This window comes from Actinoplanes aureus (assembly GCF_015704865.1).
GTDB classification, from domain to species: Bacteria; Actinomycetota; Actinomycetes; order Mycobacteriales; family Micromonosporaceae; genus Actinoplanes; species Actinoplanes aureus.
In genome coordinates this window covers 254,452-271,948 of the sequence record NZ_JADQTO010000010.1, presented here as the reverse complement: position 1 = coordinate 271,948, position 17,497 = coordinate 254,452, and the positions used below count along the sequence as shown (strand labels likewise).

Annotated in this window: 20 protein-coding genes; 10 read left to right on the top strand and 10 right to left on the bottom strand. The window is 71.7% G+C overall.

Annotated features, from left to right (window positions below; genetic code table 11):
- Positions 1-82: 82 nt before the first annotated feature.
- Positions 83-1,675 (bottom strand): xylulokinase, encoded by a 1,593-nt coding sequence (locus tag I4J89_RS22740; RefSeq protein WP_196416041.1) that lies wholly within the window; start codon positions 1,673-1,675, stop codon positions 83-85.
- The gene (locus I4J89_RS22735; protein ID WP_196416040.1) at positions 1,676-3,889 is read right to left on the bottom strand and encodes an aminotransferase class III-fold pyridoxal phosphate-dependent enzyme; all 2,214 of its coding nucleotides are present in this window, start codon (positions 3,887-3,889) and stop codon (positions 1,676-1,678) included.
- Positions 3,890-3,983: 94 nt separating this feature from the next.
- On the opposite strand from I4J89_RS22735, the gene I4J89_RS22730 reads away from it, so the two are divergent.
- Genes I4J89_RS22730 through I4J89_RS22710 form a run of 5 tightly spaced genes read left to right on the top strand, consistent with a single transcriptional unit; the run spans position 3,984 to position 7,734 of the window.
- A complete protein-coding gene (locus I4J89_RS22730; RefSeq protein WP_196416039.1) occupies positions 3,984-5,198 on the top strand; it encodes a PucR family transcriptional regulator in 1,215 nt (404 codons plus the stop codon).
- A gap of 40 nt (positions 5,199-5,238) precedes the next feature.
- Entirely contained in the window at positions 5,239-6,351 is a 1,113-nt protein-coding gene (locus I4J89_RS22725) for an FAD-dependent monooxygenase (protein WP_196416038.1), read from the top strand.
- Positions 6,344-6,676 (top strand): hypothetical protein, encoded by a 333-nt coding sequence (locus I4J89_RS22720; RefSeq protein ID WP_309238426.1) that lies wholly within the window; start codon positions 6,344-6,346, stop codon positions 6,674-6,676. The genes I4J89_RS22725 and I4J89_RS22720 overlap by 8 nt, the downstream gene beginning before the upstream one ends.
- A gap of 3 nt (positions 6,677-6,679) precedes the next feature.
- The gene (locus I4J89_RS22715; RefSeq protein ID WP_196416036.1) at positions 6,680-7,387 is read left to right on the top strand and encodes an MOSC domain-containing protein; all 708 of its coding nucleotides are present in this window, start codon (positions 6,680-6,682) and stop codon (positions 7,385-7,387) included.
- Between the two features lie 44 nt (positions 7,388-7,431).
- Positions 7,432-7,734 (top strand): DUF1905 domain-containing protein, encoded by a 303-nt coding sequence (locus I4J89_RS22710; RefSeq protein WP_196416035.1) that lies wholly within the window; start codon positions 7,432-7,434, stop codon positions 7,732-7,734.
- On the opposite strand, the gene I4J89_RS22705 is transcribed toward I4J89_RS22710, so the two are convergent.
- Both I4J89_RS22705 and I4J89_RS22700 read right to left on the bottom strand, forming a co-directional pair.
- Positions 7,729-8,706: a glutamine--fructose-6-phosphate aminotransferase gene (locus I4J89_RS22705; protein ID WP_196416034.1), complete on the bottom strand. Its 978-nt coding sequence runs from the start codon at positions 8,704-8,706 to the stop codon at positions 7,729-7,731. The genes I4J89_RS22710 and I4J89_RS22705 overlap by 6 nt on opposite strands.
- A gap of 54 nt (positions 8,707-8,760) precedes the next feature.
- Positions 8,761-9,363 (bottom strand): TetR/AcrR family transcriptional regulator, encoded by a 603-nt coding sequence (locus I4J89_RS22700; RefSeq protein ID WP_196416033.1) that lies wholly within the window; start codon positions 9,361-9,363, stop codon positions 8,761-8,763.
- A 66-nt stretch (positions 9,364-9,429) separates the two neighbouring features.
- Here I4J89_RS22700 and I4J89_RS22695 point away from each other — a divergent pair, with 66 nt between their 5' ends.
- Together I4J89_RS22695 and I4J89_RS22690 are read left to right on the top strand one after the other, a co-directional pair.
- Positions 9,430-10,635 carry a cytochrome P450 gene (locus I4J89_RS22695; RefSeq protein WP_196416032.1) on the top strand — a complete coding sequence of 402 codons (1,206 nt, stop codon included), beginning with the start codon at positions 9,430-9,432 and terminating at the stop codon, positions 10,633-10,635.
- A complete protein-coding gene (locus tag I4J89_RS22690) occupies positions 10,632-10,826 on the top strand; it encodes a ferredoxin (RefSeq protein ID WP_309238425.1) in 195 nt (64 codons plus the stop codon). The genes I4J89_RS22695 and I4J89_RS22690 overlap by 4 nt, the downstream gene beginning before the upstream one ends.
- Here the strand turns inward: I4J89_RS22690 and I4J89_RS22685 are convergent.
- Entirely contained in the window at positions 10,816-11,352 is a 537-nt protein-coding gene (locus I4J89_RS22685; protein WP_196416031.1) for a hypothetical protein, read from the bottom strand. The genes I4J89_RS22690 and I4J89_RS22685 overlap by 11 nt on opposite strands.
- 203 nt (positions 11,353-11,555) lie before the next feature.
- On the opposite strand from I4J89_RS22685, the gene I4J89_RS22680 reads away from it, so the two are divergent.
- Entirely contained in the window at positions 11,556-12,398 is an 843-nt protein-coding gene (locus I4J89_RS22680) for a slipin family protein (protein ID WP_196416030.1), read from the top strand.
- Between the two features lie 126 nt (positions 12,399-12,524).
- Here I4J89_RS22680 and I4J89_RS22675 read toward each other — a convergent pair whose 3' ends face one another.
- Positions 12,525-13,142 carry an NAD(P)-dependent oxidoreductase gene (locus I4J89_RS22675; RefSeq protein ID WP_196416029.1) on the bottom strand — a complete coding sequence of 206 codons (618 nt, stop codon included), beginning with the start codon at positions 13,140-13,142 and terminating at the stop codon, positions 12,525-12,527.
- Between the two features lie 99 nt (positions 13,143-13,241).
- Here I4J89_RS22675 and I4J89_RS22670 point away from each other — a divergent pair, with 99 nt between their 5' ends.
- Positions 13,242-13,589: a winged helix-turn-helix transcriptional regulator gene (locus I4J89_RS22670; RefSeq protein ID WP_196416028.1), complete on the top strand. Its 348-nt coding sequence runs from the start codon at positions 13,242-13,244 to the stop codon at positions 13,587-13,589.
- Here the strand turns inward: I4J89_RS22670 and I4J89_RS22665 are convergent.
- Positions 13,583-14,359 (bottom strand): class I SAM-dependent methyltransferase, encoded by a 777-nt coding sequence (locus I4J89_RS22665; RefSeq protein ID WP_196416027.1) that lies wholly within the window; start codon positions 14,357-14,359, stop codon positions 13,583-13,585. The two genes, I4J89_RS22670 and I4J89_RS22665, sit on opposite strands and share 7 nt — an antisense overlap.
- Before the next feature lies 1 nt (position 14,360).
- On the bottom strand, positions 14,361-14,996 hold the full coding sequence (locus I4J89_RS22660) for a DUF3159 domain-containing protein (RefSeq protein ID WP_196416026.1): 636 nt from the start codon (positions 14,994-14,996) through the stop codon (positions 14,361-14,363).
- 91 nt (positions 14,997-15,087) lie between these two features.
- On the opposite strand from I4J89_RS22660, the gene I4J89_RS22655 reads away from it, so the two are divergent.
- Positions 15,088-16,308 (top strand): FAD-binding oxidoreductase, encoded by a 1,221-nt coding sequence (locus I4J89_RS22655; RefSeq protein WP_196416025.1) that lies wholly within the window; start codon positions 15,088-15,090, stop codon positions 16,306-16,308.
- Positions 16,309-16,324: 16 nt separating this feature from the next.
- On the opposite strand, the gene I4J89_RS22650 is transcribed toward I4J89_RS22655, so the two are convergent.
- A complete protein-coding gene (locus I4J89_RS22650; RefSeq protein WP_196416024.1) occupies positions 16,325-16,699 on the bottom strand; it encodes a VOC family protein in 375 nt (124 codons plus the stop codon).
- Positions 16,696-17,427 carry an arsenate reductase/protein-tyrosine-phosphatase family protein gene (locus I4J89_RS49690; RefSeq protein ID WP_309238424.1) on the bottom strand — a complete coding sequence of 244 codons (732 nt, stop codon included), beginning with the start codon at positions 17,425-17,427 and terminating at the stop codon, positions 16,696-16,698. The genes I4J89_RS22650 and I4J89_RS49690 overlap by 4 nt, the downstream gene beginning before the upstream one ends.
- Between the last annotated feature and the right edge of the window lie 70 nt (positions 17,428-17,497).

The window sequence follows — 17,497 nt, the reverse complement described above, 5'->3', positions numbered from 1 at the left end:
GGGAAGCTGTCAAAATAGCCGACCGCACGGACTCCCCGGAAGGCATCTGCCGCCAGCCGACATGCCGTTTCCCCCGACCGGGTCAGCGGGCCGGCCGGTTCAGCCGCCGATACACCGGGGCCAGCCGTTTGTGCAGGTCCTGATAGATCTCGTAGACCTCGTCATAGGTGGCGTGGTCGGCGCCCGGCGTGAAGACGTGGTCGTTGCGGGAGAGTGCCGGCAGGTCGGCAAAGGTGATCATCCCGGCGCCGACCGCGCCGATCCAGCCGGCGCCGCGGGCGTTGACCGCGACCGGGTTGGCGTCGCGGCGGATCTCGATGCCGAGCACGTCGGCGAAGATCTGGCACCACGAGCCGGAGCGGGCCGCGCCGCCGGTGATCACCATCGAGGTGACCGGTGCGCCGAGGAACCGGTCGACCGCCTTGGCCAGCCAGCGGGTGTTCAGCGCGACGCCCTCGAAGACGGCGCGCAGCAGGTCGGAACGGGTGGTGTCGAGGGAGATGTTGAGGAACGCGGCACGCAGGTTCGCGTCGTCGACCGGTGCGCGCTCGCCGTACAGCCAAGGGGTGTAGATGACGCCGTTCGCGCCTGCCGGGACCATCGGGATGATCTTGTCAAAGGCATCGAAGATGGTGCCCTCGTCGCGGCTGATGTGGCCTGCGGAAAGCAGAGGATCGTCGTACTCGACGATCTTGTCGCGCAGCCAGGTGAGGTTGGCGCCGGCGGTGGCCTGCAGCGCGGTCATCAGGTAGCGGTCCGGAATCGCGCACGGGATCGAGGCGATGCCGGTCAGCACGTCGGTCTTCTTCTTCGGTACGTGCGCCGCGATCCAGGACGACGTGCCGAGGTAGAGGTGGGGTTCGTTGTCGCGTACCGTGCCGGCGCCGATCGCGGCCGCGGTGTTGTCGATGGCGCCGGCCACCACCCGCACGGACGCGGGCAGGCCGAGGTGGGCGGCGGCGCCGGGTGCGAGCGTGCCGATCACCTCGGTGCAGGCCACGATCGGCGGGAACTTGTCCCGGTCGATCCCGCTGGCGGCGACCAGCTCGGGGGAGTACCGGATGGCGTCCGCCTTCCGGTTGTCGGTGACCCAGGAGGTGAGGATCGAGTCGACGGTGGCCACCGTGCGGCCGGTGAGCTTCAGGTTGATCCAGTCGAGGACGTTCAGGAAGGTCGCGGTCTTCGCGTACACCTCGGGCATGGCGTCGCGGATCAGCAGCATGTGCGCGGCCGGGTCCTTTCCGGTCACCGACGGCATGCCGCCGGTGAGACGCAGCCAGCGCGCGACTTTCAAGATCGAGATTCCACCGTACGCCGGGAAGCCGCCGAACTGTTTGCGCAGGTGTGCCGCCCCGCGCATGTCCAGCCAGCTGATGCACCGGGTGAGCGGCTCACCGTTCGCGTCCACCGCGATCGTGCCCTCGCCCTGCGTCGAGGAGCAGATCGTGGTCACCGCGCGCAGGTGGTCCGGGTGGTCCCGGCCCAGGTCGGCGACGACCTCGGCCAGGGCGTCCCACCAGGCGAGGGGGTCCTGTTCCGCGCCGCCGCCGGGCAGCACGTGCAGCGGGACCGGGCGTTCGGCCCACCCGGTCACCGCCCCGTCGGCGGCGACCAGGGCGGCCTTCATCCCCGACGTGCCCAGATCGATCGCCAGCACCTGCGGCGCGACGGCCACCTAGACCCCCTCGACCTGCGCGAAGACCTGGTCGAACCGGGTGAGAGCGTCGTCGATGACCTCGTCGGTGTCGGCCATCGAGGTGTACATCCGCGAGCCGGCCAGGGTGATGATGCCGTGTGCCGCGTACGCCGCGCCCATCTGCTCCATCAGCTTCTTGCGGCCCTTGTTCTCCTTGAGCAGCTTGATCGGGCTGCGCATGTCCAGCAGCATCACGCCACTGCACTCCAGGTGCACGATCGAACCCTGGTTGTAGGCGACGTACGGCAGCCCGTACTTGTCGATCAGCTTCTGCAGACCGCGGGTGAGGCGGTCGCCGGCCCGGCCGGCGATGACCGGTGCGTTGGTCCGCGCCATCTCCTTGATCGCGAAGTAGCCGGCCGCGCAGGACAGCGGGTTCGCCGACAGGGTGCCGCCGACCTGGATGTGCGCACCGCTTTTGCCGTCCAGACCGGAGCCGAAGACGCTCATCACCTCGGCCTTGCCGCCGACTCCGCCGGCCATCGGGTAACCGCCGGAGACGGCCTTGCCGAAGACGGTCAGGTCGGGTGTGACGCCGAAGTAGCCGGCCGCGCCGCCCAGCCCGGTACGGAAGCCGGTCACCACCTCGTCGAAGATCAGCATCGCGCCGAACTCGTCGCACAGCTTGCGCACGCCGGCGTTGAAGTCGTGCGGGACCGGTCGGGTGCCGGACTCCGGGCCGAGCGGCTCCACCACGACGGCGGCGGTCCCACCGCGTACCCGGTTCTCGATGAGCTTGCGCCGCAGCGTGCCGAGATCGTGCGGGAAGGACTCCCGGGTACGCCCGGTCGCGCCGAACGGGATGCCCTTGGCGTTCATCCGGAAGCTGCCGGGCACGCGCAGGCCGTACACCATGGTGTCGGACCAGCCGTGATAGGCGCCGCCCACCTTGATCACCATCTTTTTGCCGGTGTGTGCGCGCGCCGCGCGCACCGCGGCCATCACCGCCTCGGTGCCGGAGCCGAGCGACCGGTACATCTCGATGTGCGGCATGTACTGGTTGATGATCTCGGCGAGCTTCAGCTCGTACTCGTGGAACAGGCCGGTGACCGGCCCGCTCTCCTTGATCACCGCGGCCACCTGCTCGTTCACCGGGCCGTAGTTGCTGCCCAGGATGGTCGGGCCGCCGGCCTGCAGGAAGTCGATGTAGACGTTGCCGTCGCGGTCGGTGAGGTACGCGCCCTCGGCCTTGTCGACGGCGAGCGGGAACGGGTAGTTGAAGGCCAGGTTGTGCTGGACGCCGCCGGGGATGCGCTTCTTGGCCCGCTCGGTGATCTCCTTGGAGGCGCGGCACTTGGTCTCGAAGTAGTTCAGCACATCCAGCAGGGCGTCGTGCCGGAGCCCTCGAAGGGGCTGGTCGACGAGGGCCTTGAGGCGGCGCATCGTGTCGTCGACATCTAGGTACTCACTGATCGAGTAACCCAACGACTCTTCGGACATTTCCGTTTTGGCGAGGTCTGCGCTCGGCAGCTCCTCGTCGTCCGGGACCCGGATCGGCTCGACGGCCTCGGTGATCTGCGCGGCGATCCGCTTCTCGTCCTTGCGCAGCTTGCCGAACGCGATCTCCCGGATCGTCACCGGAATCGTGTAGACCTTGCCGGCCTCGCTGGTCAGCGCCATCAGATAGGCGATCGACACCTTCTCCAGCAGCGCCATGTTGAACACCGCCCGGTCCGGGTCGGTGCCCAGCGCCACCACGCCGTGGTTGGCGATGATGAACGCGTTGTCGCCGCTCGCCACCTTCTTCTGCACGTTCTTGGCGAGAAACGAGGTGCCGGACGGCGCGTAGTCGATGATCGCGACCTCTTTGCCGAGGAAGCGGACCTGCTCGTCGGTGAGCGCCGGGATCGGCTTGCGCAGGAAGGCCAGGGCTGACGCGTACGGCTGATGGGTGTGCACGATCGCGTTGACGTCCGGCCGCTCGCGGTAGATGTTCGCGTGCATGCCGCACTCGATCGACGGGACCAGCCCGCCGGCCCCGTCCGGATCCGGGACGTGCTTGCCGTTGAAATCGACGACGCAGACGTCCTCGGGGCGCATCTTGTCGTAGTCGTAGTTGCTCGGCGTGACCGCGTAGAGCTGGTGGCCCGGGATCCGGACCGAGACGTTGCCCTCGGTGGCCTTGAGGTATCCGCGTTCGAGCATGGTGCGACACATGTCGACGACGTGCCGGCGGGACATCAGATGCTTCACCGACTCATCGTCATCCCGTTCCCGGTACGAAGCACCGTCTTTCGGCCAGCAAGATACGACCGCATCTTTATCACCGGGTGACAAAATCGGCGTGATGGACACTCCTTGGCAGCGACTGCCCTCCGATCTCGCGGCCGCGATGCGCCCCCGGCTGCCGGAAGCCGTGCAGGCGATCGCCGGCGCGGTCGGGGAGAACGCGCCGGAGTCGGCCGGCGCGAAGTTCCGGCGGGACGCGTACACCGCGGTGCGGGTCGCTCTGGACCGCTTCGCCGACCTGGCCGGAACCGCTGAGCCGGCGCTGCCTCCGCCGATCCGCGAGGTGTTCGTGGCGCTCGGCGCCGCCGAGGCCCGGGAGAACCGGGGACCGGAGCTGCTGCTCGGCGCCCTGCGCACCGCCGCCCGGATGCTGCTGCGCACCGCCTCCCAGTCCCTGGCGGAGGTGCGGCCGGTGACCGTCGACGAGCTCATCGACCTGGCCGACGCGACAAGTGCGTACGTCGACGAGCTGGCCGCGGCCTGCACCGACGGGCTGGCCCGGCAACTGCGCGAACAGGCCGGCGAGGGCGACCGGCGCCGCCGCCGGGTCGCCGATCTGCTGCTGCGCGGCGGTGCACCGCCCGAGGTGCTGCGCGAGGCGGTCACCGGCATCGGCTGGCCGGCTCCGGACACCGTGGTGCCGGTTCTGCTGCCGCCGGACCAGGCCCGCGACGCCCGGTTCCGGTTCGGCGCCGACGGCGTGGTCGCCGAACGCGGCCGGGACGCCGTCCTGCTGCTGCGGGCCGGGCCCCGCGCCGAACGTGCCGCGCTCACCGAGGCGCTCCAGGGCCGCGACGCGGTGGTCGGCCCGGCTCTGGGCTGGGCCGAGGTGCCGCAGGCGGTCCGGCTCGCCGAGGGCACGCTGGAACTGGCCGGGACGGGCGCCGAACCGGTGTTCACCGACGACCACTTCGCGGCCCTGGCACTGCGCGGCGAACCGGGCGCCCTCGCGGTGCTCTCGGCACGCCGGCTCGCGCCGCTCGCCGCGCTGCGCGCCGGCCAGCGCGAACAACTGCTGGTCACGCTGGAGAGCTGGTTGCGGCACTGGGGATCGCGTACGGCGGTCGCGGCCGAGTTGTACGTGCACCCGCAGACCGTCAGCTACCGCCTCAACCGGCTGCGGGACCTGCTCGGCGACGATCTGGACGACCCGGGCGCCCGGTTCGAGCTGCTGCTGGTGCTCGCGTACCGGACCGGCCCGGCCGGCCGGGTCGTGGGCCGCCTGGGTGTCGGATCGGCGGCAGCCTCCGAAGACCCGCCACGAGAGGCTTGAGCCTTCGCGGCTGCCGCGTGTCGATACGGGGGTGGGACCGATGACAGAAGAGACAGTGCTCGTAGCCGGCGGCGGGATCGCCGGGCTGGCGATGGCGCGGGCTCTGCGCCGGCACGAACTGCCGGTGGAGGTGGCCGAACGCGGCGACGCCGGCCGGACCGGCGGACTGGCGATCAACCTGCCGGGCAACGCGGTGACGGCGTTCGCGGCCCTCGGCCTCGGTGACGGGCTGGCGAAACTGGGCCGGCCGACGCGGCGCCGGGAGTACCGGTCGGCCGCGGGCAAGGTGCTGTTCGCGGTGGACGAGGACGAGTTCTGGGGAGCGCGGGCGCGGCCGCGGTGCGTACGCCGCTCGGATCTGCTCGCCCTGCTGGCCGACGGCCTCGACGCGCCGGTGCGGCAGCCGCTCGCGGTCTCCGCTGTGGACGGTCTCGACGTCACCTTCGACGGCGGCGAGCGGCAGGCGTACGGCTTCGTGGTGGGCGCCGACGGCGTACGCTCGGCCGTCCGCGCCGCCATGTTCGGCGCCACCACCGTCCGTGCCTCGGTGCTCAGCGCCGCCAGCTGGCGCTTCATGGCGCCCAACCCCGGCGTCGACTGCTGGACCGTCTGGTCCGGCGCCGGCGGCGCCTTCCTGCTGATCCCGGTCGACGACACCGAGGTGTACGGCTACGCGTCCGCCACCCGAGGCGGCCCGGTCGACCCCGACCCGTCCTGGCTGCACACCACGTTCGGTGGCTATCCGGAACCGGTCCGCGCCGTCCTCGACAGCGTGGCGAAGAACCCGGAGTCGCTGTTCCACTCACCGATCGAGGAGATCCGCCTGCCGGGCTGGTCGTCCGGTCGCCGGGTGCTGATCGGCGACGCGGCGCACGCCACCGCACCGGTGTGGGCTCAGGGCGCCGCGCTCGCGGCGGAGGACGCGCTGGTCCTGGCCGCGTTGCTCGCCGAGGGAGACTGGGACACCGTCGGCGCCCGGTACGAACAGCGGCGCCGCGAGCGGGTCGCCCACGTGCAGGCCGCGACCGACCGGTTCTCCCGCGCGGCCGGCCTGCCGATCTGGCTGCGCGACCGGCTGCTGCCGCTGATCGGACCGCGCACCTACCGCGAGACGTACGGCGTGCTCCGCGTGGTAGGCAGTGAGGGTGGATGACATTCACATCGATACCAAACTGCGCGCCGACCTCGCGGTGCGGGAGATGCTGGCGGCCACGTTCCGGCTCGCCGCCGACGCCCCGGCCACCGTCACCTCCGGCTGCGGGCAGCAGGTACCGCTGGCGATGACGTCGGGCAACCCCGGCGTCGTCACCTGCCCGTCCTGCCGCGCGTTCGCCCAGCGTGAGCACCTACGGCTCGCCGACCAGGTGGCGGAGTTCGGCCTGATGCCCGGCAGCGCCATCAGCGCCGAGACAGCGATGACGGCCGCCGCGAAACACCGCGAGCTCGCCGCGAAGTTCGCCGGCCCGGTCGGCGGCTGAGCCGTGCGGGTGATCCAGATCCGGCGCTATCCGGTCAAGTCCATGCTCGGCGAGGTGGTCGAGGCCGCGGACGTGGGTGAGCGCGGCCTGGCCGGCGACCGGCTGTGGGCGGTGCGTGACCCGGACGGCAAGTTCGGCAGCGGCAAGAACACCCGCCGCTTCCGGCGGATGCCGGGCCTGTTCGGCCTGCGTGCGTACGCGGGCGAGCCGGCCGTCGTCGAGCTGCCGGACGGCCGGCGGTTCGCCGCCGACGATCCGGACGGGCACCGGGCCGTCGGTGACCTGCTCGGCCGGACGGTGACACTCGCCCCGGAGAGCGGGGTGCCGCACCACGACGAGGGGCCGGTCAGCGTGATCACCACGGCCGCGCTGCGGCGGCTGACCGAGCTCGCCGGCGGGGAACCGGACGGTAGCGGCGTGGACCCGCTGCGGTTCCGCGCCAACCTGCTGATCGACGTGCCCGGCAGCGGCTTCCCCGAGGACGACTGGCCGGGAGGCGAGCTGCGGATCGGCCCGGACCTCGTCCTGCGGCCGGTTCGCGCCCTCACCCGCTGCGTGATGATCGACATGGCGCAGGAACGGGCCGGCGAGCGGAACGACCTGCTCAAGACGCTGGCCGACCGGCACGCGCTGACCTTCGGCGTCTACGCCACCGTCGAACGGCCGGGCCGGGTCGCCTTCGGCGACGCCGTCATTCCGCGCCCTCGCTGAAGGAACCTCGCGGTTTTGTCGGACCCTCGTGGCATGCTGCCGGCGTGAAGGTGGAATTCAAGGCCGAGCTGTGGATCTGGGATGCCCGCCGTGGCGACAGCTGGACCTTCGTGAGCCTGCCGGCGGCGGATTCCGACGAGATCCGCGACCTGACCGCCGGGCAGCCACGTGGCTTCGGCTCGGTGCGGGTGCGCGCCACGATCGGGGGGAGCACCTGGACGACATCGATCTTTCCGGACAGCGGGCGCGGTGCCTATGTGCTGCCGGTCAAGCGGGCGATCCGGGCCGCGGAGAAGCTGAGTTCCGGTGACGTCGCCGGCGTGACCGTCGAGCTGGTCGACCTATGAGGGGTGGCCCAGCCGCCACAGGTCGGGCTCGGCCCAGGCGCCGGTGATCGCGACGTCGGCGTTCTGTCCACGATGGGTGGCCAGGCGCAGGGCGAGCAGCTGCAGGCGTACGGTCATCGGGATCTGCGCCAGGATCTCCCCGATCGTGGTCGGCAGCTGATCGCAGAGAGTGACCACGGGGATGTTCTCCCGCCGCGCGGCGTCCGCCAGGGCGGCGGTCAGCCCTTCGTCGTCGGCGTCCGGCTGGAGGACCAGCAGCTGATCGGCGCTGTGGTAGGGCACGGCATTGCCGTGCAACAGGTGTTCCGCGTCGAAGCCTTCGCAAAGGATCCGGGCGCCTTCGCGGATCTTCAGCGCTCCCTCGCGCGCGGTCACCGACCAGGCGCCGGGTCCGACGATCGCGAGGGCGCGCTCCGGCGCGGTGATCTCCTCGATGCCCGGCTTCGCGATCACGTCGCGGACCTGGGCGGCGATGGCCCGGACCCGGTCCGGCCCGGCGCCGCCGGCGCCGAGGTGGTGGCTGATCTGGGCGAGTACGGTGAGGGCCGCGGTGTAGCTGACGGTGTATGTCTCCGAGCGCTCGACCACTGGCGTGCGGACGGCCTCGGGCCATGTGCTCTCCGGGCCGGTGACGGTGACCAGCGGGAGACCGGCGTCCAGGACGGCGTGCCGGCTGCGCAGGGCGTAGGGCGTCGTCCCGGTGTGGGTGATCACGATGGCGGCGTCGCCGGACCGAAGCAGGCCGGGTGTGGTGGCGAAACTGACGGCGGGGATCCATCGGGCATCGATGCCGGCGCGGAGCAACGCGGCGGCGCCGAGCTCGGCGGCGTGCCGGCTGGTGCCGGTGCCGATCAGCCAGATCCGGCGAGCGCCGCGGAGGCGGTCGGCGGCTTTCGCGGTCAACGCTGGGTCGGCGAGCGACTCGATCACGGCGGGCTGGGCGTCGATCATCGCGGCGAGCTTAGTAGTCACGTCGATCCCCCGGTTTCGCGGATTCCGTTGCGAGAACCATACTGTGCGACGGAATCAGCGCATCGACGCCATCCATAGTCCGGTGAGCGCGTCGATCAGGGCCTCGGCGGTCTCCTCCCACGTGGCGTCGGCGGTGCCGTCGTGCCGGGCGCGTTCCTGTTCGGCGCAGATGTGCACGACCAGCAACCGGGTCATGTCGGTGCGCTGGCGCTGCACCACCGGCGGCAGCGCCGGCGTGCGCAGCCTGATCTCTCGCAGCGTGAGCTGCGTGGACGGGGTGGCGAGGGCCTCCTCGGTGAGTACGGCGCGCAGGGCCGGGTCGGTGCTGGCCTGTGCGGCGAACCGGGCGTACCAGCTCTGCGGGCCGAGCGCGGCGAAGTGGTCGGTGATCGGCCGGACCAGGACGCCGGCCCAGCCGGGCAGCGTGTCCGGTTCGCCGGAAGCGGCGAGCAGCGCGAATCGTCGTTGCTCGATGTCCGCGTTGTGCGGGCGAGCGATGGCCCGCATCAGGTCCGCGCGGGAGCCGAAGTGGTACGCGATGACCGAGTTGTTGGCCTGGCCCGCGGCCTCGCTGATCCGCCGGTTCGAGACCGCGGCGACCCCGTGCAGTGCGAACAGCTGCTCGGCCGTGGCCAGGATCCGCTCCCGGGTTTTCATCCTTGTCACGTTAAGACAGCCGTCTTAGATTGACGACTGTCAGTGGACTGCGACTGAGGGGCGACGATGGACATCGATCTTCCCGAGTACCCGTTCCCGCAGCCGACCGCATTGGAACCGCCTCCGGAGTGGGCCGAGCTGCGGTCCGGATGCCCGGTCGCCGAGGTGCGGCTGGCCAGCGGCGACCCGGCTCTGCTGCTGACCCGGTACTCCGACGTGCGGCAGGTGCTCAGCGACCCCCGGTTCAACCGGCTGCTGAACGCCGAGGACGCCGCCCGAATCACCGCCAACGAGTCCGGTGGCGTGTTCGGCGCCGAGCAGGCCGAGAAGACGCCGACCGGTGAGGCGCACCAGCGCTGGCGGCGGCTCGTCGGGCGCTACTTCACGGCCAAGCGGATGGCCGCCATGCAGCCGCGGATCCAGGCGATGGCCGAGCGGCTGCTCGACGAGATGGTCGCCGGTGGTGCCCCGGCCGACCTGGTCTCGTCGTACGGGTTCCCGCTGCCGGTGTGGGTGATCTGCGACCTGCTCGGTGTGCCGGACAGTGACCGGGCCAAGTTCGCCTACTGGTCGGACCACATGCTCAGCCTGACCCGCTACCAACAGGACGAGATCAACGCCGCGGAGCAGGAGTTCGGCCGGTACATCTGGGCGCACGTCGACGCCAAGCGCGCCGACCCGGGCGACGACCTGATCAGTGAACTGATCGCGGTGGCCGACGCGGAGGACGGGCAGCTGTCCCAGATGGAGCTGGTCGGCACCGCGCAGGGCCTGCTGATCGCCGGGCACGAGACCACCGCCAACATGATCGGCAAGATGACCGCGATGCTGCTGGCCGACCGGTCCCGGTGGGAGCAGCTGGTGGCCGAGCCGGCGCTGGTGCGTACCGCGGTGGAGGAGGCGCTGCGCTTCGACGCCAACCCGGGCTTCGGACTGCCCCGCTACATCACCGAGGAGATCGAGGTCGGTGGCACGAAACTGCCGCCCGGCACGACGGTGATCACCAGCATGGCGGCGGCGAACCGGGACGAGACCGCGTTCGAGAGCGCCGGTGACATGGATCTGCGGCGCGCGCCCAACCCGCACCTGTCCTTCGGCGCCGGGCCGCACTCCTGCATCGGGCAGGCGCTGGCGCGTACCGAGTTGCAGACCGCGCTGACCGTTCTGCTGGACCGGTTGCCCGGCCTGGCCCTGGACGTGAGCCCCGAGGAATTGCCGCGCCGGGAAGGACTGATCATCGGCGGTCTGGAACGCCTCATGGTGCGCTGGTGATCCGGGTCAGCGTCGATCGGGAGAGGTGCTGCGGCGCCGGGCAGTGCGTCCTGCTCGCGCCGGACGTCTTCGACCAGGGCGAGGAGGACGGCATCGTGGTGCTGCTCGAACCGGAGCCGGCCGAGCCGCTGCACGGCATCGTGCGCGAGGCCGAGGCGGTCTGCCCGACCGGCGCGATCACTACCAGCTGAGAAACGTCGTCCACAGCGAGTGCAGAGACCCGGCGAGCAGCGCGACCCCGGTTCCCACACCCACGACGGCGCTCGGGTGCAGCCGCGTCGCGCGGGAGATCGGGATCGTGGCGAGAGCCGTGGCGGTGATCAGTACGCCGACGACGTGGATCGCGGGGTAGTGGAGCAACGCCGCGATCGGGAACATGTGCACCCCGACCACCAAGGCGATCCAGACCGGGATCAGCGATTGCCGCCGTGCCACCCCGAGCAGGGCGGCGCCGATCCCGGCGACGGCGAACTCGATGCCCACGACGATCCCGTAGGTCCGGCCGACCGACTCGTCGAACACCGACCCGTCGGACCAGTGCAGGGCGGCCTGCACGGCACCGCCGGCCATCGCCAGCGCGGAGACGGTCAATGCGGCGTACAGGTACCGGCGCCACGCCGGCGGCGGCGCCTCCAAGGCCCAGCCGAACCAGGCCATCGCGAAGAACCCGAAGATCGCGGCGGTCATCGCGGCATCGCGGACGTACTCGGCGAGCATGGGGTCCCCCAGTCGATATTGCGTTGTGGCTGATCGAGGATTTTGCCACTCTCAATGCGGCCCCGGCGGTTCCAGAAGAAAGCGCCTCCACAGCGGACGCACTGGCGCTCAAACCACGCTCGTCCCGCTGCCTTCCAGGCGACGGATCCTTCCCGTCGGAACCGCTACGGGGCCACCCTTTTTCTTCGCAACAGAGGTGAACCATGTCCAAGACCCGTGAGGTGATCGTCCGGAGCGGTTTCCGTGGCCTGCGCTACGTCGACGGCCGACTCGACCAGGTGCTCGAGCCGGGCCGCTACGAGCTGCCCAAGCGGCGCTACCCGGGACAGCGGGTGCCGGCCGTCGACGTCGTCTTCGTCGACCTGCGCGAGCGCGAGCTCAACATCAAGGGCCAGGAGATCCTGACCGCCGACAAGGTCGCCGTCCGGGTCAACATCATCACGCACTTCCGGGTGGTCGACCCGGTCGCCGCGATGGAGCGCGTGGCCGACTACGTCGACCGGGTCTACAGCGACGTGCAGCTCGCCGCCCGCCGGTCGCTGGCGTCGATGACCCTGGAGGCCATCCTCACCAACCGCAACCAGCTCAGCGAGGACATCCTGCGCGACGTCGAGGGCGTCTCCGCCGGGTACGGCGTCGAGATCATCCGCGCCGACGTGAAGGACCTGGTCTTCCCGGGCAACCTTCAGGACGTCATGAACCGGGTGCTCACCGCCCAGCGGCTGGCCGAGGCGCAGATGGTCGAGGCGCGTACTAAGGCCGACCGGGAGGCACTCGAGGCGACCTCGAAGGCGCACGCCGAGCGCGTCGCCGCGCAGGGCCGCGTCGAGTCCACCCGGCTCGCGGCGGAGGCCGACGCCGAGGCCAAGCGCATCCGTGCCGAGGCCGAGGTGGACGCGCTGCGCCGGCTCGCGGCCGCCGCCGAGGCGTACGCGGAGCACCCGGCCCTGCTGCGGCTGCGCGAGCTGGAGACCCTGGGCGCGCTCGGCGCGAACGCCGCGGCCCGCCTTTACATCGGCTTCGACAAGCACGTTCCCGCGGAGTAAGGGCGCTCGCGCATTCCACCATGCCGGGGTACGCGCCACCCGTCCCGACCACCACACCTTCCGCCGAGCAGCGCGATCAGCTGCCCGCTCCCGGCCGCCCGGCGACCGCCGGGAGCGGGCAGGTGGTCACCGTGATTCGACCCCGATGTGGGTGCGGTGGTTCTTCGGCGTGTCGATCTCGTCGAGCAGCGCGATCGCGAAGTCGGCATAGGTGATGCGGCTGTCGGCCCGCGCCGGGGCCGTCCGGTAGCCGCCGGTGGAGGCGCCACCGTGGTCGAAGTCGCCGGCCGGGCTGACGATCAGCCAGTCCGTCCCGGCGGCCCGCAGCACCTGGTTCCCGGCGGCGTGAGCCAGATAGAACGACCGGTACTCCTGTGGATAGCCGGCCGTGTCCATCAGTGCCGTCCCGTCGCCGGTCGCCAGTACCGAGGCCAGGCCCACCCACACCAGCCGCGGCACCTCCGCGGTGAGCAGGGCGCGGACCGCGGAGGGAAAGAAGTCCTCCGGCGCGGCCGGGTCGTAGACGGCGGCGATCACCGCGTCGTGCCCGGCGGCGATCCGGGCGACACCCGGCCCGTCGGTCACGTCGCCGGCTACCACCCGTACCGCACCGTCCGCCGCGAAGCCGGGGTGCCGGGCCGGGTCGCGGACCACCGCGGTGACCCGATGCCCACGCCGCACCGCCTCGGCGACGGCCGCCCGCCCGGCCCGTCCACCCGCTCCGAAAACCACGATCCCGCTCATCGGCGTACCTCGCCTCCCCGAGCCGGCCCGGACGGCCGGCGACGGCGCGAACTTATCCGGGCACCCGGTATCCGATCGGATACCGAATACGGTGGGACGATGCGGACGCCCCTGGACCCCGACATGTTCGATCCGGTCTGCCCCACCGGCCTGTCACCGATCCGGATCGGCGACAAATGGGCCGGCATGGTCATCCGGTGCCTGGAGGGCGGCCCGCGGCGCTTCTCCGAACTGCGGATCCCGCTGCGCTCGGTCACCGCGCGGACGCTCACCAAGTCGCTGCGCACGCTGGAACGGGACGGGCTGATCACGCGGGCCGGCCAGCCGGTCGAGTACCGCCTGACCGAGCTGGGCCGCAGCCTGCTCGGGCCGATGGACGCCGCCTGCGAGTGGGCCCGCGACCACTGGGACGAACTCCTCGACGCCCGCGAGACCTCGCCTCACTGACGGCGCAGCACGGCGACGTACTCCGGATGCTCCCGCAGCAGCTCGGCCCAGCCCGGCCGCATGGTCGCCGGAGCGAAACTCTCCTCGCCGACGGTGACCGCCGTCAGCCGCAACCCGGTGCCCTCCAGCAGCAGCGTCAGGTCGGCCGGGGAGTAGCAGCGCAGCACCTGGCTGATCTTCTCGTCCGGCCGTCCGGCCTCCCACCAGGTGTCGACCGCGGTGCAGGTCACCGGGTCGAAGGTGGTCACCTCGAACAACTCGTACGCGTAGCCGCGTGCCGGATCCGGCGTCCGGTGGGTCTCGTCACCGTCCCAGCGCGCCCAGACGAAGGGGTTGAACACGTCGATCAGGGCGACGCCGTCCGGCAGCAGCCACTCGGCGGCGATCCGCCGCAACAGCCGGCGCTGGTCGGCGTCCGAACCGACCCCGAAGCCGTTCCAGTACGTGACGGCGCCGAACCGCTCGGGTAGGCGTACCCGATAGAAGTCTTCGTTGACGAGGGTGAGCGAGCCCGGCGCGACGTCCCGGCTGAAGCTGTCGGCGAAGCCGACCCGATCGGTGATCTCCACCGCGGTGACCGAGTGCCCGGCCCGCGCGGTCGCCGCCGCCGTGGTGCCGTAGCCGCAGCCCAGTTCCAGCACCCGGTGCGGCCCGGCGCCGGCGTGCTCGCCCAGCAGGCGCACGCGCCGGTGGTCCCGCTCTGTGATGCGCGCCTCCGCGGGGCCCCACCAGGAACCGGTCCGCGAGTAGAAGCCGGGCACCCAGTCCACGTCAGACTTCCTGACCGACCGGGTGGCGCAGGCCGGGGTGGCCGGCGGGGAGGTTGCGGCGGATCACCCACCAGCTCACCGTCAGGCAGGCGGCCACCAGCGGCCAGCTCAGCGCGACCCGGGCGACGCCCAGCGCGGCCACCAGCCCGGCGCTGTAGAGCGGCAGGAAGACCGCCATCCGGATCAGGTACTGCATGACCCACACCCAGCTGCCCCGCGAGTACGCCCGCAGCAGCGCCGGATCACGCCGCCAGCGGGTCTTCTGGCCGAGCACGGCACCGACGATGACGCCGAGCAGCGGCCAGCGGATCACGATGCTGACCGCCCAGGCCAGCGCGCTCGCCGCGTTGCTGAAGAGCTGGAGCAGGAAGAAGTTCTCGGCCTTGCCGGTACGCAGGGCGATCAGCGCGGCCACGGACACGCCCAGCAGCCCGATCAGGACCGCGCGCGGGCGGTCACCGTTGCGCAGCCGCCAGACCGCGATGCCGATCGCGAAGACGGCCGCACCGATGGTGCCGCCCCAGATCGACTGGCCGCCGAGTAGCCAGCCGGCGACGAATCCGACGGCCGGCAGCGAGGCGTCGATCGCCGCCCGCCGCCCGTCGAGCAACTCCGTCAGCGATTCCGGCTGTGCCATCTTCACCCTGTCTGTTGAGGTTAGGCGAGCCTAACTCAATGGTGTCGCGGTCTCACCGATGAGTTCCGGGCGGGACACCGGTCGTACCGGCATGAGCATTCACCTTTTCCCTGGCGACGACGGCTACGACGAGAACCGCAAGGCGCTGAACCCGGCGCTCGACCCGTACCCGGCCTCCATCGCGCTCGCCACGAGCGCGGCCGACGTCCGCGCGGCCGTGCTCGCCGCCCGCCGGCACCGGTTGCCGTTCGCGGTCCAGGCCACCGGCCACGGCACCCACGTGGCGCACGACGGCGCGCTGCTCCTGCGTACCGGCGGCATGGCCTCGGTGCTGGTGGACCCGGACCGGCGGATCGCCCGGGTGGGGCCGGGCGCGCGCTGGCGCGACGTGCTTGCGGCGGCCGCACCGCTCGGGCTCGCCCCGCTCTCCGGATCGTCGCCGGACGTCGGCGTGACCGGCTACACGCTCGGCGGCGGCCTGGGCTGGCTGGCCCGCAAGTACGGCCTGGCCGCCGACAGCGTGCTGCGCGCCCGGGTGGTCACCGCCGACGGTGACCTGATCACGGCCGACGCCGACCACCACGCCGACCTGTTCTGGGCGCTGCGTGGCGGCGGCGGTTCGTTCGGCGTCGTCACCGACCTGGAGTTCCGCCTCTACCCGGTGTCCCGGGTGTACGCCGGCACGGTCACCTTCGGCCGCGAACGCGCCGCCGAGACCCTCACCCACTACCGGCAGTGGATCGAGCGGGTGCCGGACGAGCTGAGCACCGCGATCGTGCTCACCCGCGACGGCAAGCTGACGATCAAGGCCATGTACGCCGGCGACCCCGACCACGGGCGCCGCCTGCTCGAACCGCTGTGGCGGACCGCCGGCCCGGTACGCGAGGACACCATGCGGGTCGTCGACTACTCCGCCGCGTCGATGGGCGGCACGTTCGCCCGTACCTTCGACCAGGTCCGCACCCTCGCCGACGACCTGGTGCACGCGCTGGTCAGCGAGCCGGACACCACCGTGGAGATCCGGCACTGGGGCGGCCGCATCGCCCGTGACACCGGGGCCGCCGCGCACCGCGACGCTCCGCTCTCGGTCATCCTGGACACGGTGCCGTCCGAGCGGGTCACCGACGCGCTGGGCCACGGCGGCATCGGCAGCAGCTTCCTGAACTTCCTGCCCGACCCGTCCCGGGTGGCGACCGCGTTCACCGCCGCCAACTGGGACGCCCTGGGCCGGGTCAAGGCCGCGTACGACCCGGACCACTTCTTCGGCGCCGGCCTGGCCATCGCACCCGCCGTGGCGCGGGTCTCCGCCTGACGTCCGCGGCCGGCTGTCAGCGGGCGGCGGGCTGGAACAGCTCGACCAGGTTGCCGGCCGGATCGGTGAGCAGGATCTGACTGCCACCGGGACCGGTGACCACGTCGCCGGTGAAAGACACGCCCGCGGCGCGCAGCCGGTCGATCTCGGCGGTCAGGTCGTCGAACTCCAGATGGATGCGGTTGGCGCCGGCGGTCTTCGCGTCGGCGGGGGTGGCCCGGGCGCCGGAGCTGGCCGGGCCGGAGAGCAGCAGCCGCAGCGGGCCGCGGATCACGTCGGCGAAGGCCGGGTTGGCGTTGCCGCCGGCGGTGAACCCCAGGTGCCGGGTGTAGAACTCGACGGCGGCCGGGACGTCGTCGACGAGGTAGCGGACGCTCGCGTACTGACTCATGGCTGTGCCTCCTCCAGAAGCGGTCGCAGGTGCCTGATGCGGGTGTCGATGTCGGCCGCGATGCGGACATGGTCGGCGTAGTCGCCGGGTGCGGGCAGGCTCCAGTGCGCCCGCCGGGGATCGCCGGGGAAGTCGGGGCAGGCCTCGCGGGCCCGGTCGCAGAGGCTGATCACGTAGTCGAAACGGCGGCCGGTGAGCGTGTCCCAGTGCCGGGGCTGCCGTCCGGAGACGTCGATCCCGTACTCGTCGCGGAGCACCCGGACGGTGTGGGGGTGCAGGCCGCCGGTGCGCGGCCGGTTGCCGGCGCTGGTCACCTCGACCCGGTGGCCGGTGCGGTGGCGCAGCAGAGCCTCGGCGATGGGGGAGCGGGCGCTGTTCCCGGTGCAGACGAAGAGCACCCGGGCCCGCGTGATGCCGCCGCCGGTGACGACGGCCGGACGCAGCGCGGGATGGAGGGCCGCGCCGGCGCTGGTCAGGGCGTCCGCGCAGCGGTCCAGATCCAGGTGGTAGTAGGTGTCCCGGCCGTCGAAGGTGCTGCGGGTCGTGGTGGCCAGGCCGCCCTGGCGCAGCAGCCGCAGATGGTAGGAGACCAGGTTCTGCGGCTCGCCGGTCAGCGTGACCAGATCGCGGACGCGGTGGTCGCTCGTGGCGAGCGCGGTCAGCAGCCGCCACCGCAGCGGGTGGGCGGCCAGCCGGAGGAACGCCGGAGGCGGTGAGTGGGACGCCACGCCTCCAAAATACATCAAACTCGTTTGATGGATGTGCCACACGTACGATCAGGCGCCGTTGCCGATCGAC